Raw genomic sequence first — 15,914 nt, 5'->3', positions numbered from 1 at the left:
CCACTATTCAGACCTGGGCATGAACTTCGCCGAACCCCTTCCCATTTGTGAGATACCTCACTATGATCGACATGAGTTGATGGTAAGCGATAACTCGATTAGGGCAGAGGGGCCCCATGAATAGCGAGCTGAACATCCCACCCGCACAAGAGAAGGACTCCCCACCACCCCACTGGATCGGAGGGCAGCAAGTCAACGCGCTTCTTTCCATGGAGGAAGCGGTCGACGTCCTTGAGCAGACCTTGAAAGACGGCTTCGACCCAGAACAGGACGGATCTCGCACACGCCATACCACCCCCCATGGCCAGTTGCTGCAGATGCCCTCTGCCACCAACCAGTGGTGTGGAACCAAACTCATCACTCTGCGGCCCGGAAACGAGGATGCCGGACTCCCGGTGATCCAGGGAGTCTACGTCTTGTTTGAAGGAGACTCCCTCAGTCCCGTTGCCATTTTGGACGGCGCTTCCCTGACCGCTCTGCGCACCCCGGCAGTGACAGCGCTGGCTGTCCGCCATCTGACATCGCGAGCCTCCGGTCGCCTCGTGCTGTTCGGGACCGGCGTCCAGGCCCTGCCGCACATCCGAGCTGTCAGCACGGTCTTCTCCCCCGACCACGTGGATATCGTCGGTCGCACTCCGGACCGCGTTGAGACCCTCGTTCGTCAGGTCCAGAACTTGGGCATCTCTGCCTCTGCCGGCGACAGTCAGTCAGTCGCCGAGGCGGATGTCATCCTGTGCTGCACATCGGCCAGCACACCGTTGTTCGACGGTGACCTCGTGCAGAATCACGCAGTAGTAGCTGCGATCGGTTCCCATGATCCCGATTCACGAGAAGTCGACGCCTCCCTGGTCAGACGCTCAGCCTGCGTCATCGAGTCGCTGCAATCTGCTCAGGCCGAGGCCGGGGACCTCATCATGGCTGTGGAGGAAGGAGCGTTCAGCTGGAAGGACGCCGTGGCCCTTCGCGACCTCGTCGCTGGGGATGCCGAACTGCCGTCTGACCGCCCCAAACTCTTCAAAGGAACGGGCATGCCTTGGCAGGACCTCGCTGTGGTTTCATCGATCTATTTGAAAGACAGGGGATAACCCATGACGCAGGAACCGTATCTCACGCCGAAGCGCATTGCATCTGATCCGGGGATGATCCTCTTAGCGGTGCTGCTTCTGATGTCCGCAGTCATTTTCATTTGGTGGCCCACTGAGGTCTACGTTGCTGAGGTTTCGCTGGTGGCATGGCTGATGTTCGCCACGCTGCCCGTCTCCGTCTTCCTCACCGGCTACTACGTCGTATGGATGGAACGCCGTGAGAGCGCTGCTCTCTCCCACCTCTGACTCCACGCCAGGTCTTGGTCGGCACAGTAGGCGCCAACGGCCAGGAACCTGAAAAGCCCCGCGCAGGAAGGCTCGAACATGCAGGTTCAAGAATCAATCATCATCGTCGTCTACCTGGTCCTCATGATCATCATGGGGCTCTACTTCGCACGTCGAGCCCAGAGTTCCGAGGATGACTATTGGTCTGCCGGACGACGGATCAACAGCTTCGTCGGCGGCGTGGCGTTGTTCGCAGCGATCGCCAGCGCCAGCTCCCTGATGGGAGCCGTCGGTGGCGGCGTGGAGTTGGGTCTGCCGTTCTTTATGACGTATGCGTTCGCGGCAACGGCCATCCTGCCCTTCACGGTCTTCCTCATCTCCGGCCAAATTCGCCGGGCGGGTGTGCGCACAATGCCCGAGTACTTCAAAGTGCGTTACGGGCGCAGTGTCGCCGGGGTGGCGGCGCTGATCGTTGTGGTGGCCATGACTTTCTACATGGTTCCGCAGTTGACTGCCTCAGGGCTCATCGGTCAGTACGTCCTCGGAATCGACTATGGCCTTGCCGTGCTGCTCTTCGGCGCTGGCTTCACCCTCTACGCGGCCTTGGGGGGGATGTGGGCCATCACCTACACGGACCTCATCCAAGGCATCATTATGCTCGGCGGACTCGCCATTGTTGCCACTGCAATCTGGGTGCACCACGCTGGCCCCGCGAATCTGCTGAGCGATGCGCTTGCCGTAGATCCGGAGCTCGGTTCGGTGACACAGCACTGGATGACCTACTTCGGAATCTTCTTAGCATTCCTCTGGTTCGGGGTCATCTCCCCCTCCGCCGTCATGCGCAATTTCGCAGCCAAGAGCGCCAAGGTGGCGCGCAGATCCGCATTCATCGCCTCGATCTTTTACGCGGCGATCTTCACCTGCGGATTCTTCATGGTGTTGGCGGGCGCAGGGCTAGGCATCGCGGGGGAGCTGGACAACACCGACATGATCTTCCTTCAGGTCCTTGAGTTTTACCTTCCGCCCATCGTGGCGGGGATTCTGATGGCGGCACTCATCTCGGCGATCATGTCTTCGGCTGATGCCATGCTTCTTGCCATCTCCGCCGGTGTCTCTCAGGACCTATTCAAGGGATTCATCCGTCCCCAGGCCAGAGAAAAAACGGTGGTGCGGCTGGGAATTGTGGTGATGTTCATCGCCGCAGGTGTGGGTATGTGGATCGCCTGGGATCCGCCAGGGCTCATCGCCATTATGGTCGGCTGGGTCGGCGGAGCACTGTTGTCGACGTTCGGTTTCCCCGTGGTGCTGGGAATTTGGTGGAAGCGAGCTAACGCACCTGGGGCTCTGGCGGGGATGTTGGGCGGCGGGATCGCCTTCATAGTGCTGGTCTCCGGTGATTTCTTTGCACTGGTGGCCGAGCCGATCATTGCCGCCCCCATCTCACTGGTGCTCACTGTGGTGGTCAGCCTGCTGACCTCACCACCTACTGCCGAAACCCGGGCCATGGTCGATCTATGGCACTCTGAAGAACGCGATGCAGAAAGCGTATGACGATGGAGAGATCTGACGGCACAACCGTCACACCCATAGGGACTATTGGCACCGCGAGCGCCCTGGACCCTGATCTGCTGCTTAGAGCAGTGCGCAAATCGTTAGGGGTCAGGGGTTGGCGCTGGCACCGACTCTCTGAGCTTCGCGAGTCGGTCACCGACCAAGAGCTCATCTATCACCCGCTGTGGCTTGGCAAGGTGCTCACCCTCGCCGACAGGCCCCCGTTTCCACCGAAACGGATTCCCAACGCTGCTTTCGTCGATGCTGTCTCCGGGTACCGGGGCGTGCTGGAGCGGATTCCTGAGGTGAGCCACGGAACAAACGATGACGGGCGGCAGGTGAAACCTGTCATCAATACGGAGCAGCAGGCCAAGCGGTATGTCCAAGCGGTGATGCACACGGTGAACCGCGGCTATGTGCTGAAGAAGCCTCAGCATCAGCTGGCTTCTTTGGAGCTGCTGTACATGCCCTTATGGAAGGTCACCGCAGAAGTGCCCGAACGGCGGGTGGTCCACGTCAACGCCGTCACCGTTGAGCCTGAGACTTACATGGCGCGGCAGTGGCAGTCAGCGGACTGGCTGTCCCTCGACACCGACGCTTTGGCCCCACTGAGCCCGACGACGCGCTAGAAGATTCTGCCTGCGGTACATTTCAATCGCCCCACATGACTGACGGGGCCCAGAGTCTGACTCTGGGCCCCGTCAGTCACTCTTGAGAGGGTTCTAGATGAATTCAACCCCTTGGGCCAAGGGCAGCTCACCGGAGTAGTTGACGGTATTGGTGGATCGACGCATGTAGACCTTCCAGGCATCAGAACCGGACTCACGTCCACCTCCGGTGTCCTTCTCCCCGCCGAAGGCACCTCCGATCTCAGCACCGGAAGTCCCCAGGTTGACGTTGGCTATCCCGCAGTCGGAGCCGCGGGCTGAGAGGAAGACCTCCGCCTCTGCCTGATCGGAGGTAAAGATCGCGGAGGAGAGCCCCTGCGGGACTCCGTTGTGCAGTTCCAGGGCCTCGTCGAAATCACGATAGGTGACCACGTACAGGATCGGGGCGAACGTTTCCTCACACACCACAGCCGACTGTTCAGGCATCCGGATGATCGCCGGTTCCACGTAGTAGGCCTCCGGGTACTTATCGGCCAACACGCGCTGACCGCCGGTGACAAGAGTGCCTCCTTGAGACTTCGCGGCCTCCAGGGCCGCCTGCATTCCCTCGAAACCCTGCTGGTGGATCATGGGGCCCACCAGGACTCCACTGTCACCTGGGTCTCCAATGGTCAGCGTCTCATAGGCTCGCCGCAGTTTCTCCACCAACTCGTCTGCCACTGACTCATGAACGATCAGCCGACGCATGGTGGTGCACCGCTGCCCCGCAGTTCCGGCGGCCGCAAAGGCGATTCCGCGCAGGGCGAGATCCAGATCCGCACTCGGGGTCACAATGGCTGCGTTGTTGCCCCCCAGCTCCAACAGGTACCGGCCGAATCGACCAGCGACCCGCGGGGCCACCTCACGGCCCATGCGCGTGGAACCGGTGGCCGAGACCAACTCGACCCTCCGATCGTCAAGGAGCGGCTGCGCAGCCTCCCGGTCCCCGACCACTAGATGATGGACCCCTTCAGGGGCGCCACAGTCTCGCATCGCCCGTCCCAGCAGGGCATTCGTGGCCATTCCGGACAGCACCCCAATCTCTGAGGGCTTCCAGATCACCGGGTCACCTGCCACCAGAGCCAGGGCGGTGTTCCACGCGTAGGGGGCTACAGGGAAGTTGAAGGCAGTGATCACACCGACTACACCGAGCGGATGCCAGTTCTCCATCAGTCGGTGCCCGGCACGTTCCGAAGGCATCGTCTTTCCGTACAGCATCCGCGACTGTCCTACTGCGAAGTCGCAGATATCAATCATCTCTTGGACCTCGCCCTCAGCCTCAGAGACGATCTTGCCCGCCTCGGCACGCACCAGGGTCCCCAGGTCAGACTTGTGCTGGGCGATCAGCTCACCCCAGCGTTTGACTACAGCACCCCGTTGCGGACCAGGGACGTCACGCCAGGTCTTGAAGGCCGCGTGCGCCTGATCGATCATCTCAGTCACGTCACCGGCACTGTGCGGTTCTACGCTGAGCAGCTGCTGTCCCGTGACCGGCGTGTGCACCGGGTGGGAACCCTGCAAGGCACTTGCTTCTACTCCACAGGCCTGCAAAGCACCCCGGACCTCATCCAAAAGATCCGCTGTCTTCTGCTCCACACTCATCAGCTAATTCTCCTTTCGCATTACATTCAATAGCCGTCCGCACACCGCATACCGTTCAGCAGCGGCACGCCATGGTCAACATCCACTGCTGACCGCTGGTCAAATAATGTTCGTCTCCTTCAGCACCGCACCGCCCTCTTCAAAACGCTCTGCAGAAAACGGTGTGGCGTCTATGAAAGATCTCCGGCCGGCGAACAGATCGGCCATAAGCTCACCCACAGCAGGCGCCTGGACCAGCCCGTGACCGGAGAACCCGGCGGCATAGAAGAATCCCGCTGTCTCCCGAGCCTGACCAATCACTGCATTGCGGTCCGGAGTGTTCTCATAGAGTCCTGCCCAGCCCCGGGTCACCTCGGTCTCACTGAGCGCCGGAGCGCAGACGGTGGAGGCCTCGCGGAAAGCCTCCAGCCACTCATAGGAGTAGTCTCGGCACATGCTGGGATCTTCATGGTGAGAGATGCCCAGCAGCAGGCCGCGCCCGGCATTGTGAAAGTACATGGTGGTGGTCAGGTCTAGGGTGAAGGGCACCGTGGGCAGTGGTTCGGCCCAGTCCGGAGTGAATCCAATGAGGCGCCGGACCGGTTCGATCGGCAGGCTGACTCCGACCATCTCGCCAATGTGTGCGCTCCAGGCGCCGGCGCAGCAGACTACGGCGTCTGTGGCGATCTCACCGCGCTGAGTCAGCACAGAACTCACCTGCCCTGCCGAGGTGGTGATGTCCAGCACCTGGGTTCTATTGAGGAACGTCACTCCCAGTTCCTGGGCCGCCCGCACATAGCCTTCAACAACACGGGTGGGCTGAACGAATCCGTCATCCGGGGAGTACGAAGCTCCTGTCAGTGCGCCGGGGTCAATGAACGGATTGAGCCGATGAGCCTCCTCCGGGGTGACGAGCCTGCTGCTGATCCCCATACCGTTCTGCACCTGGACAGCCTCTGTCATTCCAGACAGTTGAGCTTCATCTCTGGCCAAGAAAAGATAGCCGACTTTTTCCAGGCCTATATCGACCCCGAAGTCCGCGGAAAACCGATCGAAAGCGTGCAGGGAACGTCGCCCCAGTTCGATGTTCGAAGGATCAGAGAAGTTTGCCCGAACTCCGCCAAGTGGCTTGGCTGATGAACCGCTGCCCATTTCAGAGCGTTCGACCACCACGATGTCTTTGACGCCTGACTTCGCCAAGTGCCACGCGATGCTGACCCCGATGATTCCACCGCCGATGATGACGGCACCGGCCGAGCGAGGCTGATTTGCCGCGGTGCTCAGAGCAAGTGGGACGGTCCTGTCCATGCGCCCCTGCCTTCCCTGGTGGTGTCGTGAAGTACCCTTTGTTAGGGGTTATCGATAACCATTCTTGGCACTAAACCGTGACGTGTCAAGGATCACATTCGGGAAGACCTTACGGTGTCAGCTGCTTCGCGGGCGCGCGTACTCCAAGTGCTGGACCATCAGTGCAGCAGCCAGGTCAGACTCACCGTCACTCACCGCCTGAGCGATCCGCCGGTGCTGCTCGGTGGCTTCGCTCAAATGCTCATCGGTGCTGAGGAAGTCGTAGTGACCGTTGACCCTGGACTGATCACGCAAGTTCTCAACGATGCCAGTCCATCGGCGGTTTCCCAAGAGATTGACGATGGCGATGTGGAAGCGTTGGTCAGCTTCCAGATAATCCCCGATCGTCTCAGGGTGAGCCAGCTCGGATGTCTCGTCTGCGAGGCGCTGCAACTCGCGTGCCTGGCTCTGACTGACGCCGCTGGCGGCCACCCGACGTACCGCCTCCACCTCCACCTGGAGTCGCAGCTCGTAGACTTCGCGCTTATCCCGGTCGCTGAGTTGAACCACCCGGAAACCGCGGTTCCTGACTAGCTCCAACAGCCCTTTGTTCACTAGCTCCATCATGGCCTCACGTGCTGGGCTGTTGGAGATTCCCAGCTGTCGCGCCAGCTTGTTTGCGGAGAAGATTTCGCCGGCCCGCATATCTCCGTTTAGCAGGGCCCTGCGAATCATCAGTTCAATCGAGCTCTTCAGAGTCGAATGCGTGATTGACGACGAGTCGAAAGCGGCCTGCCACTCCCCCCGCACTGGATCCATTATTGGCAATTTTCGGCCTTCCCAAGATTCCGCTGGTTATCGCCAGTTTACAAGCTGCTGATCACACGGAACCACGGCCTCCCCCGAAACAGAAAGGGTTGACATCTGATCGAAAGTCTAGTTGGTTATCGATAAGCCTATGGTGAGACGCATCACACGCTGGTCAACTATAGAAGCACTATCTTCGCCTGAGTCAGGCAAGGAAGGTTTTCATGCACATCCTGCCGGAGTCGTCGCCATCTCTCACCGTCACATCGGTGGACCAATTTCTTGAAAACTTCTTCGGCCCCGTCGTGGATTTTCTCGAAGCCGTCGTGTTCTTCGGGCTGCCCATAGCCGGCACGGAGCTTCCCCTTCTCATCGTCTGGCTTCTGGCAGCCGGCGTGTTCCTCACGTACTGGCTGCGGATACGACCATTCAAGGATATGAAGCTGAGCCTCAGAGTCATCCGCGGTCACTACAGCCGCCACAGTGATCCCGGTCAGGTCACGAGCTTCCAGGCTCTGGCCACCGAGCTCTCCGGCACCGTCGGTCTGGGAAACATCGCCGGCGTGGCGGTCGCCATCTCAGTCGGCGGTCCCGGTGCTGCTCTCTGGATCATCATCGGCGGCCTGCTCGGAATGGCCATCAAGATGTCTGAAGCCACATTGGCCCAGAAGTACAGAAAGATCCACCAGGACGGCACAGTCTCCGGCGGGCCCATGTATTACCTGAGAGATGGCCTGAGCTCCATCGGGCGGCCCAAACTGGGACGGATACTCGGGTTCGGTTTTGCATTCTGCATGATGATCGCCGTCATGGGGGCAGGGAACATCTTCCAGTCCAACCAACTGACAGCACAGCTCATCAACACCACCGGCGGCGAAGACAGCCCTCTGGCAGGTCACGGCTGGGTCGTGGGCGTCATCATCGCCGTCATTGCTGGCGTGGTCATCATCGGCGGAATCACCTCGATCGCCCGGGTCACCTCACGCATGGTGCCCATCATGGCGATTCTCTACGTTGGGTGCGTGCTGACAATCCTAGGGGCGAACTTCACCGAAATACCCGCCTCCTTCGCACTTATTGTCACCGGCGCGTTCAGCCCTGAAGGTGTCAGCGGGGGAATTATTGGTGTGGTGATCATCGGGGTCCAGCGCGCCTTGTTCTCCAACGCCGCCGGAGTTGGCACCGCAGGCCTGGCCCATTCAGCGACCAAGAACCGACGGCCTGCGGAGGAAGGATTCGTTGCCGCATGGGAGCCCTTCATCGATTCCGTCATGATCTGCACCATGACCGCCTTGGCGATCATCGTCACCGAAAGTTACACGGACACAGAGTCCGACGGCGTGGCCATCACCTCGGACGCCTTTGCCACAGTCGGGACCGCCTTCACGGTCCTGCTCACTATCTGTGTGGTCATCTTCGCGTTCTCCACCATTCTTGCCTTCTCCTACTACGGGAAGAAGACCGCAGGGTTCCTGTTCGGACAAAATAGGATCGCTGAACTCATCTACGACGTCGTCTACATCCTTATGATCGTGGTGGGCGCCAGCGTCACCTTGGACACGGTAGTTCGGTTCTCCGATGCCATGTTCTTCCTGGTCACAGTCCCCAACCTGCTGGGCATCTACTTCCTGGCCAAAGTGCTGCGCAAGGAAATTTTCGATCAGCGCCTCGGGATGCAGACTGGGGCTATACCTGTGGTGCCCGAGTCCGAACGTTCCACGATCTTGGGCAAACCCCGGCACCAGAACGTCACCTGAAAGGACGGCTTATTATGCGCATCGTTGTCATTGGCGGAAGCGGAACCATTGGCTCGGCCGTAGCCTCGCGGCTTACCGAGGCGGGCCATGAGGTTCTCACAGCATCGCGCTCCGGAGAGCACACAGTCGACACCACCGATCCACAGTCCGTCCAGGCCCTGTTCGAGCGCCTGGGCAAGGTGGACGCTGTGGTCTCGGCTATCGGAGGCGGCCCGTTCGTGCCCACACCCCAGACCAGGCCAGAACAGGTTCAAGAAGGTTTGTCGGGCAAACTGGCTGGTCAGATGAACCTGGTCATCCAGGGTTTGCCGTATGTGAGCGACGGCGGCTCCTTCACTCTTACCAGCGGCATCCTCAACGCCGTGCCGGTGCGCGGTGGAGCCATCGCGGCAGCCATCAACGGTGGACTGGAATCCTTCGTGCATGTGGCCTCGCACGAGCTGCCACGCGATATACGCCTCAACGCCGTCAGCCCCACGGTGTTGGAAGAGTCTCTCGACAAGTACGGTCCCGTCTTCCCTGGTTTCGAACCCACAACTGGGCGCCGGGTTGCCGATGCGTTCCTCCGCTCAGTGGCAGGCCTGGAGAACGGTAAGGTCATTCGGATCTGGTAACAGTGGAGAGCATGCATCGCAGTGGTCTGCGCGAGACTCCCGCCTGGCCCGGCCCTACAGTCCAGTTCCAGGGTCCGTCTCGGATAGGCTTCTAGCTGACCCGCCCACCACACGACAGAAGGCTCCTGTGCTCCGGTCTCTACTCCCCCGCCGGCTCCGCTCCCCGGAACGCTTCACGGGTGTTGCGTCCGGGCCGGAGATTCGGGTCACGGTGGGCGTCACCAGCCACAATGAGGCTGAGCGTATCGGCCGGTGCTTGGACAGTCTGCTGGCGCAGACCGTGGGGCCTGAGCACATCGAAGTGCTGGTGGTGGATGACGGCTCCAGGGATTCCACAGTGAAGCTCGCACGCAGCTATGCGGAGCGAGCTGAATGGGGCGGCTTCCACGTGGTGCAGCACAGAGCCACCGGGAGCCCATCCAAAGGCAGGAACACTGTCCTCGACTCCGCGGCTGGCGAGTATGTCTTCTTCGTGGATGCCGACGACTATCTGGGCCCGGATGCGCTCCAAGCAATGCTGCGGGCGGCGCGGAGTCAGGTGGCGGACATCGTGGTCGGTCGCTACGTGGGGGTCAATCGATCGGCGCCGAATGTTCTCGAGCCCAAAGGCAACGATCCTGCGGGCACCTATCATGCTGGGTGGTTGAACAGTCTGCACGTGCAGAAGCTGTTCCGCACGGCGTTCCTGCGTGGCTTGCCGTATCGGTTCAACGAGTCGCTGGTCTACGCGTCCGACCACCCGTTTATGGTGTGCGCGTTTCTTCACGCTGATTCGGTCACGTTCGTCGACGACGTCGACTGCTATTTCATCACCCTGGAGGAGCCGGATGCCGGCCACCGTGTGCATGTCTCCCGTGCAGAGATTTCAGCTGTGCAGCAGTTGCAGTTCCTCCATGACTGCTTCGGGGTCATGGCGCTGGCGCGGGGTCAGGGCGGTGGACTCGCCAAGCGCGCCGGTCGCATGCGCGCGGACTACTGGAACCGTCTGCTGAAATTGCATGTGCCGATGCTGATTCTGCGCAAGCACGACGCCGCCGCTGTCGTGGAGTTGGCGCGGCAGACGTGTCGAATGGCTGAACTCTACGGAGCACGAACATCCCGAGCCCGTTTGGTGGCAGATGCTCACACCGTGCTTGAAGCACTTGAATCCGAAGACCCTGACGTCATTCGCCGAACGGTGCAGGGAGTTCGGGCCGCTGTTGCTCGTTGACAACGTCTTGAGCTCAGGGCGAGCCACAGCATAATACTGTGGAGCCCATGCGAGAAGAGTTTGGTCACACGTCGGTCACTGATACCGAACGAGGTGCTGAGGGGCCCACCCCTTTAGAACAATTCATTCTGAATCACCGGGAGCTTCTGCGAGAAGATCCCAACACCTGGGCGCCCGTGAAGAGCCAAACCAAGCTGCTTCTGGACGCCGCAGAGGGCCGACGATTGCGTGTTCAGAAGATCGGTTCCACCCACGTCATTTCCCGATCGGGTGTTCGCGTGGGTGGAGTCTCGGATGGGGTGAGCACCTTAGTGGGCCATCAGGCGCTGCGTGCCACCGTTTCACCCGAGCTCACCCGCCGGTGTCTCGCTCTTTCTGATGTTCCTTTCCTGTCCGCCAAAACGTTGCACGTGTCGCAGGCAAAATCTGCTGCCGCGTTCCTCGACCGTACCAAGCGCCCGGTGAGCATACTCCCTTCGGCGGGGCTGGCGCATGGGGGGCTGGCCGTGGATCTCAGGACACGAGATCAACTTCTCCAAGCCTGGGACCGCACTTCTGAGGCAGTCTCACACATGCCAACCATGAGGCAGCAGATCGAGGTGGAGACTTTCCTGCCTTGGTTGCCTCTGCGACTCTTCGTTGTCGCTGAGGAGGTGGTGGCGGCCGTCGCTCGCCTGCCCCTGTACGCGATAGGAGATGGGAATCGCACCCTCGATCAATTAGCTGAGGCCGCGGTCAAACGGCGCAACGCATCCGAGCACCTAGAGCCTGTGAAAGACGCCGATCTTCGGGACTTGCTCGACATTCTCCTCGTGGAGGGCCAAAGGGTGCTCCCTCCGGAACAGGTGCGTCTGCTCACGAACGACAGACGGGGTCAGATGGGCGCGGGATGGAGCGTGGATATCACGAACCACATTGGGCCGGAGTTGACCGACCTGGCAGTCAGCGGCATGTGGTCTGTCCCTGGCCTAGGAGCGTCAGCAGTGGATATTCTGACCCCGTCACTGGCTCCCGAGGGCCAAGCCGTGGTATCTGGCGTCGCCCCGGCGGCCGCGCTGCGTGAGTTCCGGTATCCCGCTTATGGCCGCTCTCAATTGCCCAACCGCGCCATTATGCAGCGCATCGCCGCTTTGGCCAACAACTAACTCTGAGTCCGCTTCTTTCTTGCCTGGGGCGTAGCCTTCTTTCGCTTGCGGCGGGACTTCTTGATCAAGCTGGAATACGCGGCAAACTCTTTTCCTTCGAGCAAGTCTTGCTGCAGACGATTTTCTGCCAGACCCCACATTTCGCCCAAGTGGCGGTCCCATTCGGGCGTGAAGTAGTCAGACCCGCCAGGCCGGGGGGTGAACTCCCCGAAAATCAGTTCGCCGTCCCCGTGAAGCATGTCGATACGCATGAAGGGGTACGGGATCTCCAGACTGATTCTCTCCACAAGCTCCACATATTCGGGATTCACACCTTCTCCCTCGAATGAAGGAGAGCCCCACGAGCCGGGTGGGCTTATGCGTTCACCTTCGCGATTCCAGAAGTCTCTGCGAGTCTCTGGATGCTGGTTGACCTCATTGATAAAGGCAACTTGCCCGTAGAAGGTCCAGAACTTCAGATCAACGGCTGGTTTCTTGAGAGCCTTGTCTCGGAGGATCAGTTCCTCCACGGACCAGCGATCGTGCGTAGCACTAGTGACCGATGACCGGTCCTTCAACACCGCCATGGCATGCCGCTGAAGATCCTCACGATTACTGAAGGTTCTGTTGTCTTTAACGTGGACGACGTCGTCCTCCGCGTATACGAGGTAGCATCCGAACGAACCGGAACCGCGGTCAGGCTTCACGACTGTCCCCGGCGTGAGCTCCAGATCCGCGAACCGTACACCGCGCGTGTAGGTGGCAGGGCGCCGGACATTGAGCAGGTCCACGAATTCGGAGCCGGTGCTCGTGACAGCCAGTGGCCACCCTGGTAACCGGCCTCCGAGGCGTCCGACTTCGGTCTTCGCCACGATGAAGCCCATGAAGGACAATCCGCGACCCACATACATCTTTTCCTGCCGCATGCGGTGTAACAGGACGTCACGCACGTGGTGGGGAGACGCTACCGCTAGGAGTTCGCGCAGTTCCTCTCGGTGGGCCTCACCCCCTTCCCGCCGCGCTTTGGGGGTGAGCATCGTACCGAGCTTAGTCCGCATCGCCTCATCAGCCTGCTGAACGAGGTCCCGCACCTCAGCTGCGCTCAACTCTGACCCAGTTGCGGGCATCAGCGCTGACCGTTGTGTTGGACAGCTTCTGCCACGCTGTCCTCCACGCGTTGGCTCTGAGCCTCGAAAGCGGCCACCAGGCGCCGCTCGGCGGCCTCCAAGCGCGCCTCAGCCGAGTCCAGGGTCTTAAACCGCTCGGCTGTGCGCTGGTCAACGCGGCGTATGCCGGCGGAGGTCTCACGCAGTCGTGGGGCTGTACTGCGAACGAGTTCCCCCAATCGCCGCACGGACCGAGTCAGTGCAGCCAGAGTGAAGACCACCAGGATGACAAAGAACCCGAAACTGGCCACCGCTGCAGCCGCTGCGACCACCCAAGCCTCTGCCACCACCCCCACCAACGAAACCAACAGTCCTAGCGCCGTGAGCGAGAGCAGTCCCAGCTGCGGAACAGACAAGCCTTTCACCGTGGTGGATCCTCCTGTGCAGTGATGTTGCCGCCAGCGATGACGGCATCGATGAGTTTGCGGTAGTCCGAACTCTGGTGAGTCCTGGCGAATTCTACGCCGCGGCGGGACTGCTGCATGAAAGAATGACGGTCCCGCATGTAAGCAGCGAGAGTCCGCTGAACGGCCTCCGGGTCGGCATAGACGGCGGACTCCCCGTAGAGGTGTTCCATCCACGGGGGCAGCACCGCGACGCATCCGGCCGCCAACGCTTCGAGCACGGGCAGCTCTAAGTCGACCACCGCCCGCTGCTGCGGATAGTGAACGAAGAAGTCCAAAGAGCGGTAATAGGTTCGCCGGTCAATGTCGCCAACCTGGAAGCTTAACCAGGCCTCGGGGAGCTTGGTGCGGCCCAGGACCTTCAGAACTGCTGCAGGGTTCCCATAGAAGCGAACGTCGGCAGAACCGTCCATGGGCCAGATCTGCTGAATCTGCTCGCCGGCCTCTGGCCACTGCCATGCGGTCTCACCGGCCCACCGTCCGATCACGGGCCTAGAGGGGTTTGGCTTCCGACGCGGAACGGCCCACGCCCCTGGATCGAAGGGAGTCCTGTAATCACTCTCGGTCAGCTCCCCAGGGTTCACAAGGTCACTGAGGTTATCCCGAACGGTGGGACTCGTGGGGATCCAGACCGGCCGGGCACCGAAGAACTCCTTGGCATGCTGGGCGCAGTCGGCAGGCAGGTAGCGGACGACGAACCCCGGCTCCTGCCAGACCGGTTTGTCTGCGACGGCGGCGACCCGGTGGACATGAAAGCCGACTCGACCGTGCGGCATGAACTGCAGCAGCTCGGGGATACGCACCAGAATGAGTGTGACGTCATAGAAGGTCTCGTCCGGAATCACGTGCGTCACTTCGCCGTCGGAGATCAGCTTCTGGATCGACTGGTTGTAAGTCCGCGCGTAACGAGAAAGATGTATAGCGTTCTCCAGGTGCATCACCCCCACGCGGTAACCGCCGTCCATGAGCTCCCGTAACTCTTTGAGCGCTGCTGCTTGAGTGGCGCCATCTTCACACCAGTCGGCGGCAAACACGACATCCAGGTGTTTAGTCTCCACGGCAGCCTGAGGGGCGGTGGTGAACCGTGGCGGCACGTAGATCGGATCGGGATCGTCAGCGGCGCGCCGCAGCTCATCGCGGCTGGCACTGGCGTGCCAGGTTCTGTAGCTGCTCCAGAAGGCGCGCCGCGCAGGGTGCTGCCATCCGGGCCTGAAGTCAGACCGGGAAAGCGAGTCTGGCAGGATCCGCATGAAGATCAGCGGCTCCGGTATGGCATAGACCTGGTTGCCCGCATAGGCGGAGAGACGGTCGCGCATCTCATTATCGCTTGCCTTGCGTGCGGGAATGTAGCCGCCGAGCTCTCGCATGATGTGGGTCCGCACCATGAGGGTCGGAGCAGACGGAATGAATGGGCCGTAACCGCGCCGTATGCGCACGAGGTCCTCGGTCATATTGACCGTGTACACCTGGTTGCCGGGCCGGTGAGGGTTGTGCAGCAAATCGTTGACTTGGGTTTGTATCCGCTGCGGGTGAGACCAATCATCGGAGTCTTGGCCCGTGATGAAATCACCCTTCGCTTGCGCTATGCCTACATTGCGGGCTGCATAAGTCCCCCCGTTGACCTGGAGCCGAATCACACGGACCCGCTCATCTAGCTCTTCAACCTCATCCAGTACACCCCCATATTCACTGGGTGAGGCGTCGTCTACGATCAGCAGCTCGAGGGGGCGCCAAGTCTGTTCAAGGATGGAGCGAGTGGCCTGGAGCACGTCGCCGCGTATGGGTTTGAAGCTCGTCATGATGACGGTAACCAGCGGCCCAGTCGGTTGCGGGCCGAGTTCAGGCTGAGATGTGAGTCGGTTGAACGGCACGTCGTTGCCTTCATACAAGTGAACCGTCTTGAGGTCGTTGCGACTGAACTGCCAATTGAACCGGCGCAGCCATCTCTCGTACTCGTCCTCACCAAGGTCATTTCCTCGGAAGGGACTGACGGCATCCACCGTCAAGTATGAGTGGAAGTGTGTACGAATATCGGGGTAACGGGTGGCGAGGGCACTTAGATCGTTGAACCGCCCTTGTTCGAAGTACAACTCTGCTAAAAGCTTGCTGAACCGGTTACCTTCCACATCAGAAAGATCAGAGCTCGTAACAGTCTCCAAAGCCCTCGTAGCGAAAACTGTGTCGTTCGTATTTCGATCTTGCAGCGCCACCACGTAGGCAAGTCGGCCTAAGGCGTATGGGTCGATCGATAACGCGCTAATGCTGCCCCGGAGCACCTGATCGCTCAACTCAGCGAAGGTCAGGGTGCCTTGTGTAGCAGCAGAGGCCAACAGGGCACGCATGTGCAACGACTCGCTTCGCAGGGCAGTTCGCTCCAGCGCCACGGAGCGGGGACCTGCGTTGTCTAGGTAAAGCTCAAGGAGACGGCCGCGCAGGAGCTGTTGCGCACTAGCAGT

The 15,914-nt window shown here is 60.6% G+C and carries 14 protein-coding genes; 8 read left to right on the top strand and 6 right to left on the bottom strand.

The annotated features are described in order from the left end of the window. Positions 1-116 precede the first annotated feature (116 nt). The 4 genes from D3250_RS04035 to D3250_RS04020 all read left to right on the top strand — a co-directional run bounded on the left by D3250_RS04035 (position 117) and on the right by D3250_RS04020 (position 3,490). Entirely contained in the window at positions 117-1,085 is a 969-nt protein-coding gene (locus tag D3250_RS04035) for an ornithine cyclodeaminase family protein (protein WP_119902030.1), read from the top strand. Positions 1,086-1,088: 3 nt separating this feature from the next. Next, the gene (locus tag D3250_RS04030; RefSeq protein ID WP_119902029.1) at positions 1,089-1,331 is read left to right on the top strand and encodes a hypothetical protein; all 243 of its coding nucleotides are present in this window, start codon (positions 1,089-1,091) and stop codon (positions 1,329-1,331) included. 78 nt (positions 1,332-1,409) lie between these two features. Continuing rightward, positions 1,410-2,861: a sodium:solute symporter family protein gene (locus tag D3250_RS04025; protein ID WP_119902028.1), complete on the top strand. Its 1,452-nt coding sequence runs from the start codon at positions 1,410-1,412 to the stop codon at positions 2,859-2,861. 2 nt (positions 2,862-2,863) lie between these two features. Beyond that, on the top strand, positions 2,864-3,490 hold the full coding sequence (locus D3250_RS04020; RefSeq protein WP_147383476.1) for a hypothetical protein: 627 nt from the start codon (positions 2,864-2,866) through the stop codon (positions 3,488-3,490). 93 nt (positions 3,491-3,583) lie between these two features. Here the strand turns inward: D3250_RS04020 and amaB are convergent, their stop codons facing one another. The 3 genes from amaB to D3250_RS04005 all read right to left on the bottom strand — a co-directional run bounded on the left by amaB (position 3,584) and on the right by D3250_RS04005 (position 7,195). Then, complete coding sequence (amaB, locus tag D3250_RS04015; protein ID WP_119902026.1) at positions 3,584-5,110, bottom strand: L-piperidine-6-carboxylate dehydrogenase; 1,527 nt, start codon at positions 5,108-5,110, stop codon at positions 3,584-3,586. Positions 5,111-5,209: 99 nt separating this feature from the next. Further along, positions 5,210-6,397 carry an NAD(P)/FAD-dependent oxidoreductase gene (locus D3250_RS04010; RefSeq protein ID WP_119902025.1) on the bottom strand — a complete coding sequence of 396 codons (1,188 nt, stop codon included), beginning with the start codon at positions 6,395-6,397 and terminating at the stop codon, positions 5,210-5,212. Between the two features lie 117 nt (positions 6,398-6,514). Continuing rightward, entirely contained in the window at positions 6,515-7,195 is a 681-nt protein-coding gene (locus D3250_RS04005) for a GntR family transcriptional regulator (RefSeq protein ID WP_119902024.1), read from the bottom strand. Between the two features lie 212 nt (positions 7,196-7,407). Between D3250_RS04005 and D3250_RS04000 the strand changes: the two genes are divergently transcribed. The 4 genes from D3250_RS04000 to D3250_RS03985 all read left to right on the top strand — a co-directional run bounded on the left by D3250_RS04000 (position 7,408) and on the right by D3250_RS03985 (position 11,909). Beyond that, complete coding sequence (locus D3250_RS04000; protein WP_119902023.1) at positions 7,408-8,940, top strand: alanine/glycine:cation symporter family protein; 1,533 nt, start codon at positions 7,408-7,410, stop codon at positions 8,938-8,940. 14 nt (positions 8,941-8,954) lie between these two features. Then, positions 8,955-9,554: a short chain dehydrogenase gene (locus D3250_RS03995; RefSeq protein WP_119902022.1), complete on the top strand. Its 600-nt coding sequence runs from the start codon at positions 8,955-8,957 to the stop codon at positions 9,552-9,554. 127 nt (positions 9,555-9,681) lie between these two features. After that, positions 9,682-10,764 (top strand): glycosyltransferase family 2 protein, encoded by a 1,083-nt coding sequence (locus tag D3250_RS03990; protein WP_158583065.1) that lies wholly within the window; start codon positions 9,682-9,684, stop codon positions 10,762-10,764. Between the two features lie 47 nt (positions 10,765-10,811). Continuing rightward, a complete protein-coding gene (locus tag D3250_RS03985) occupies positions 10,812-11,909 on the top strand; it encodes a hypothetical protein (protein ID WP_119902020.1) in 1,098 nt (365 codons plus the stop codon). On the opposite strand, the gene D3250_RS03980 is transcribed toward D3250_RS03985, so the two are convergent. The 3 genes from D3250_RS03980 to D3250_RS03970 are packed head-to-tail and all read right to left on the bottom strand — an operon-like array spanning position 11,906 to position 15,842. Then, on the bottom strand, positions 11,906-13,015 hold the full coding sequence (locus D3250_RS03980; RefSeq protein ID WP_119902019.1) for an ATP-grasp fold amidoligase family protein: 1,110 nt from the start codon (positions 13,013-13,015) through the stop codon (positions 11,906-11,908). The genes D3250_RS03985 and D3250_RS03980 overlap by 4 nt on opposite strands. Further along, positions 13,015-13,419, bottom strand: a complete 405-nt coding sequence (locus D3250_RS03975) for a hypothetical protein (RefSeq protein WP_119902018.1) — start codon at positions 13,417-13,419, stop codon at positions 13,015-13,017. The genes D3250_RS03980 and D3250_RS03975 overlap by 1 nt, the downstream gene beginning before the upstream one ends. Continuing rightward, the gene (locus D3250_RS03970) at positions 13,416-15,842 is read right to left on the bottom strand and encodes a glycosyltransferase family 2 protein (RefSeq protein ID WP_158583064.1); all 2,427 of its coding nucleotides are present in this window, start codon (positions 15,840-15,842) and stop codon (positions 13,416-13,418) included. Before D3250_RS03970 ends, D3250_RS03975 begins: the two co-directional genes overlap by 4 nt. Positions 15,843-15,914 lie beyond the last annotated feature (72 nt).

It is taken from the genome of Nesterenkonia natronophila, from assembly GCF_003595215.1.
GTDB classification, from domain to species: domain Bacteria; phylum Actinomycetota; class Actinomycetes; order Actinomycetales; family Micrococcaceae; genus Nesterenkonia; species Nesterenkonia natronophila.
This window is presented reverse-complemented; position numbering and strand designations above follow the sequence as displayed.

Excerpts from the sequence above, each read along its gene's own strand:
- D3250_RS04010 (WP_119902025.1), bottom strand. The coding sequence starts at position 6,397 with ATGGACAGGACCGTCCCACTTGCTCTGAGCACCGCGGCAAATCAGCCT.
- D3250_RS04030 (WP_119902029.1), top strand. The coding sequence starts at position 1,089 with ATGACGCAGGAACCGTATCTCACGCCGAAGCGCATTGCATCTGATCCG.
- D3250_RS04000 (WP_119902023.1), top strand. The coding sequence starts at position 7,408 with ATGCACATCCTGCCGGAGTCGTCGCCATCTCTCACCGTCACATCGGTG.
- D3250_RS04035 (WP_119902030.1), top strand. The coding sequence starts at position 117 with ATGAATAGCGAGCTGAACATCCCACCCGCACAAGAGAAGGACTCCCCA.
- D3250_RS04025 (WP_119902028.1), top strand. The coding sequence starts at position 1,410 with ATGCAGGTTCAAGAATCAATCATCATCGTCGTCTACCTGGTCCTCATG.
- D3250_RS03995 (WP_119902022.1), top strand. The coding sequence starts at position 8,955 with ATGCGCATCGTTGTCATTGGCGGAAGCGGAACCATTGGCTCGGCCGTA.
- D3250_RS04020 (WP_147383476.1), top strand. The coding sequence starts at position 2,864 with ATGGAGAGATCTGACGGCACAACCGTCACACCCATAGGGACTATTGGC.
- D3250_RS04005 (WP_119902024.1), bottom strand. The coding sequence starts at position 7,195 with ATGGATCCAGTGCGGGGGGAGTGGCAGGCCGCTTTCGACTCGTCGTCA.
- amaB (WP_119902026.1), bottom strand. The coding sequence starts at position 5,110 with ATGAGTGTGGAGCAGAAGACAGCGGATCTTTTGGATGAGGTCCGGGGT.
- D3250_RS03980 (WP_119902019.1), bottom strand. The coding sequence starts at position 13,015 with ATGCCCGCAACTGGGTCAGAGTTGAGCGCAGCTGAGGTGCGGGACCTC.
- D3250_RS03985 (WP_119902020.1), top strand. The coding sequence starts at position 10,812 with ATGCGAGAAGAGTTTGGTCACACGTCGGTCACTGATACCGAACGAGGT.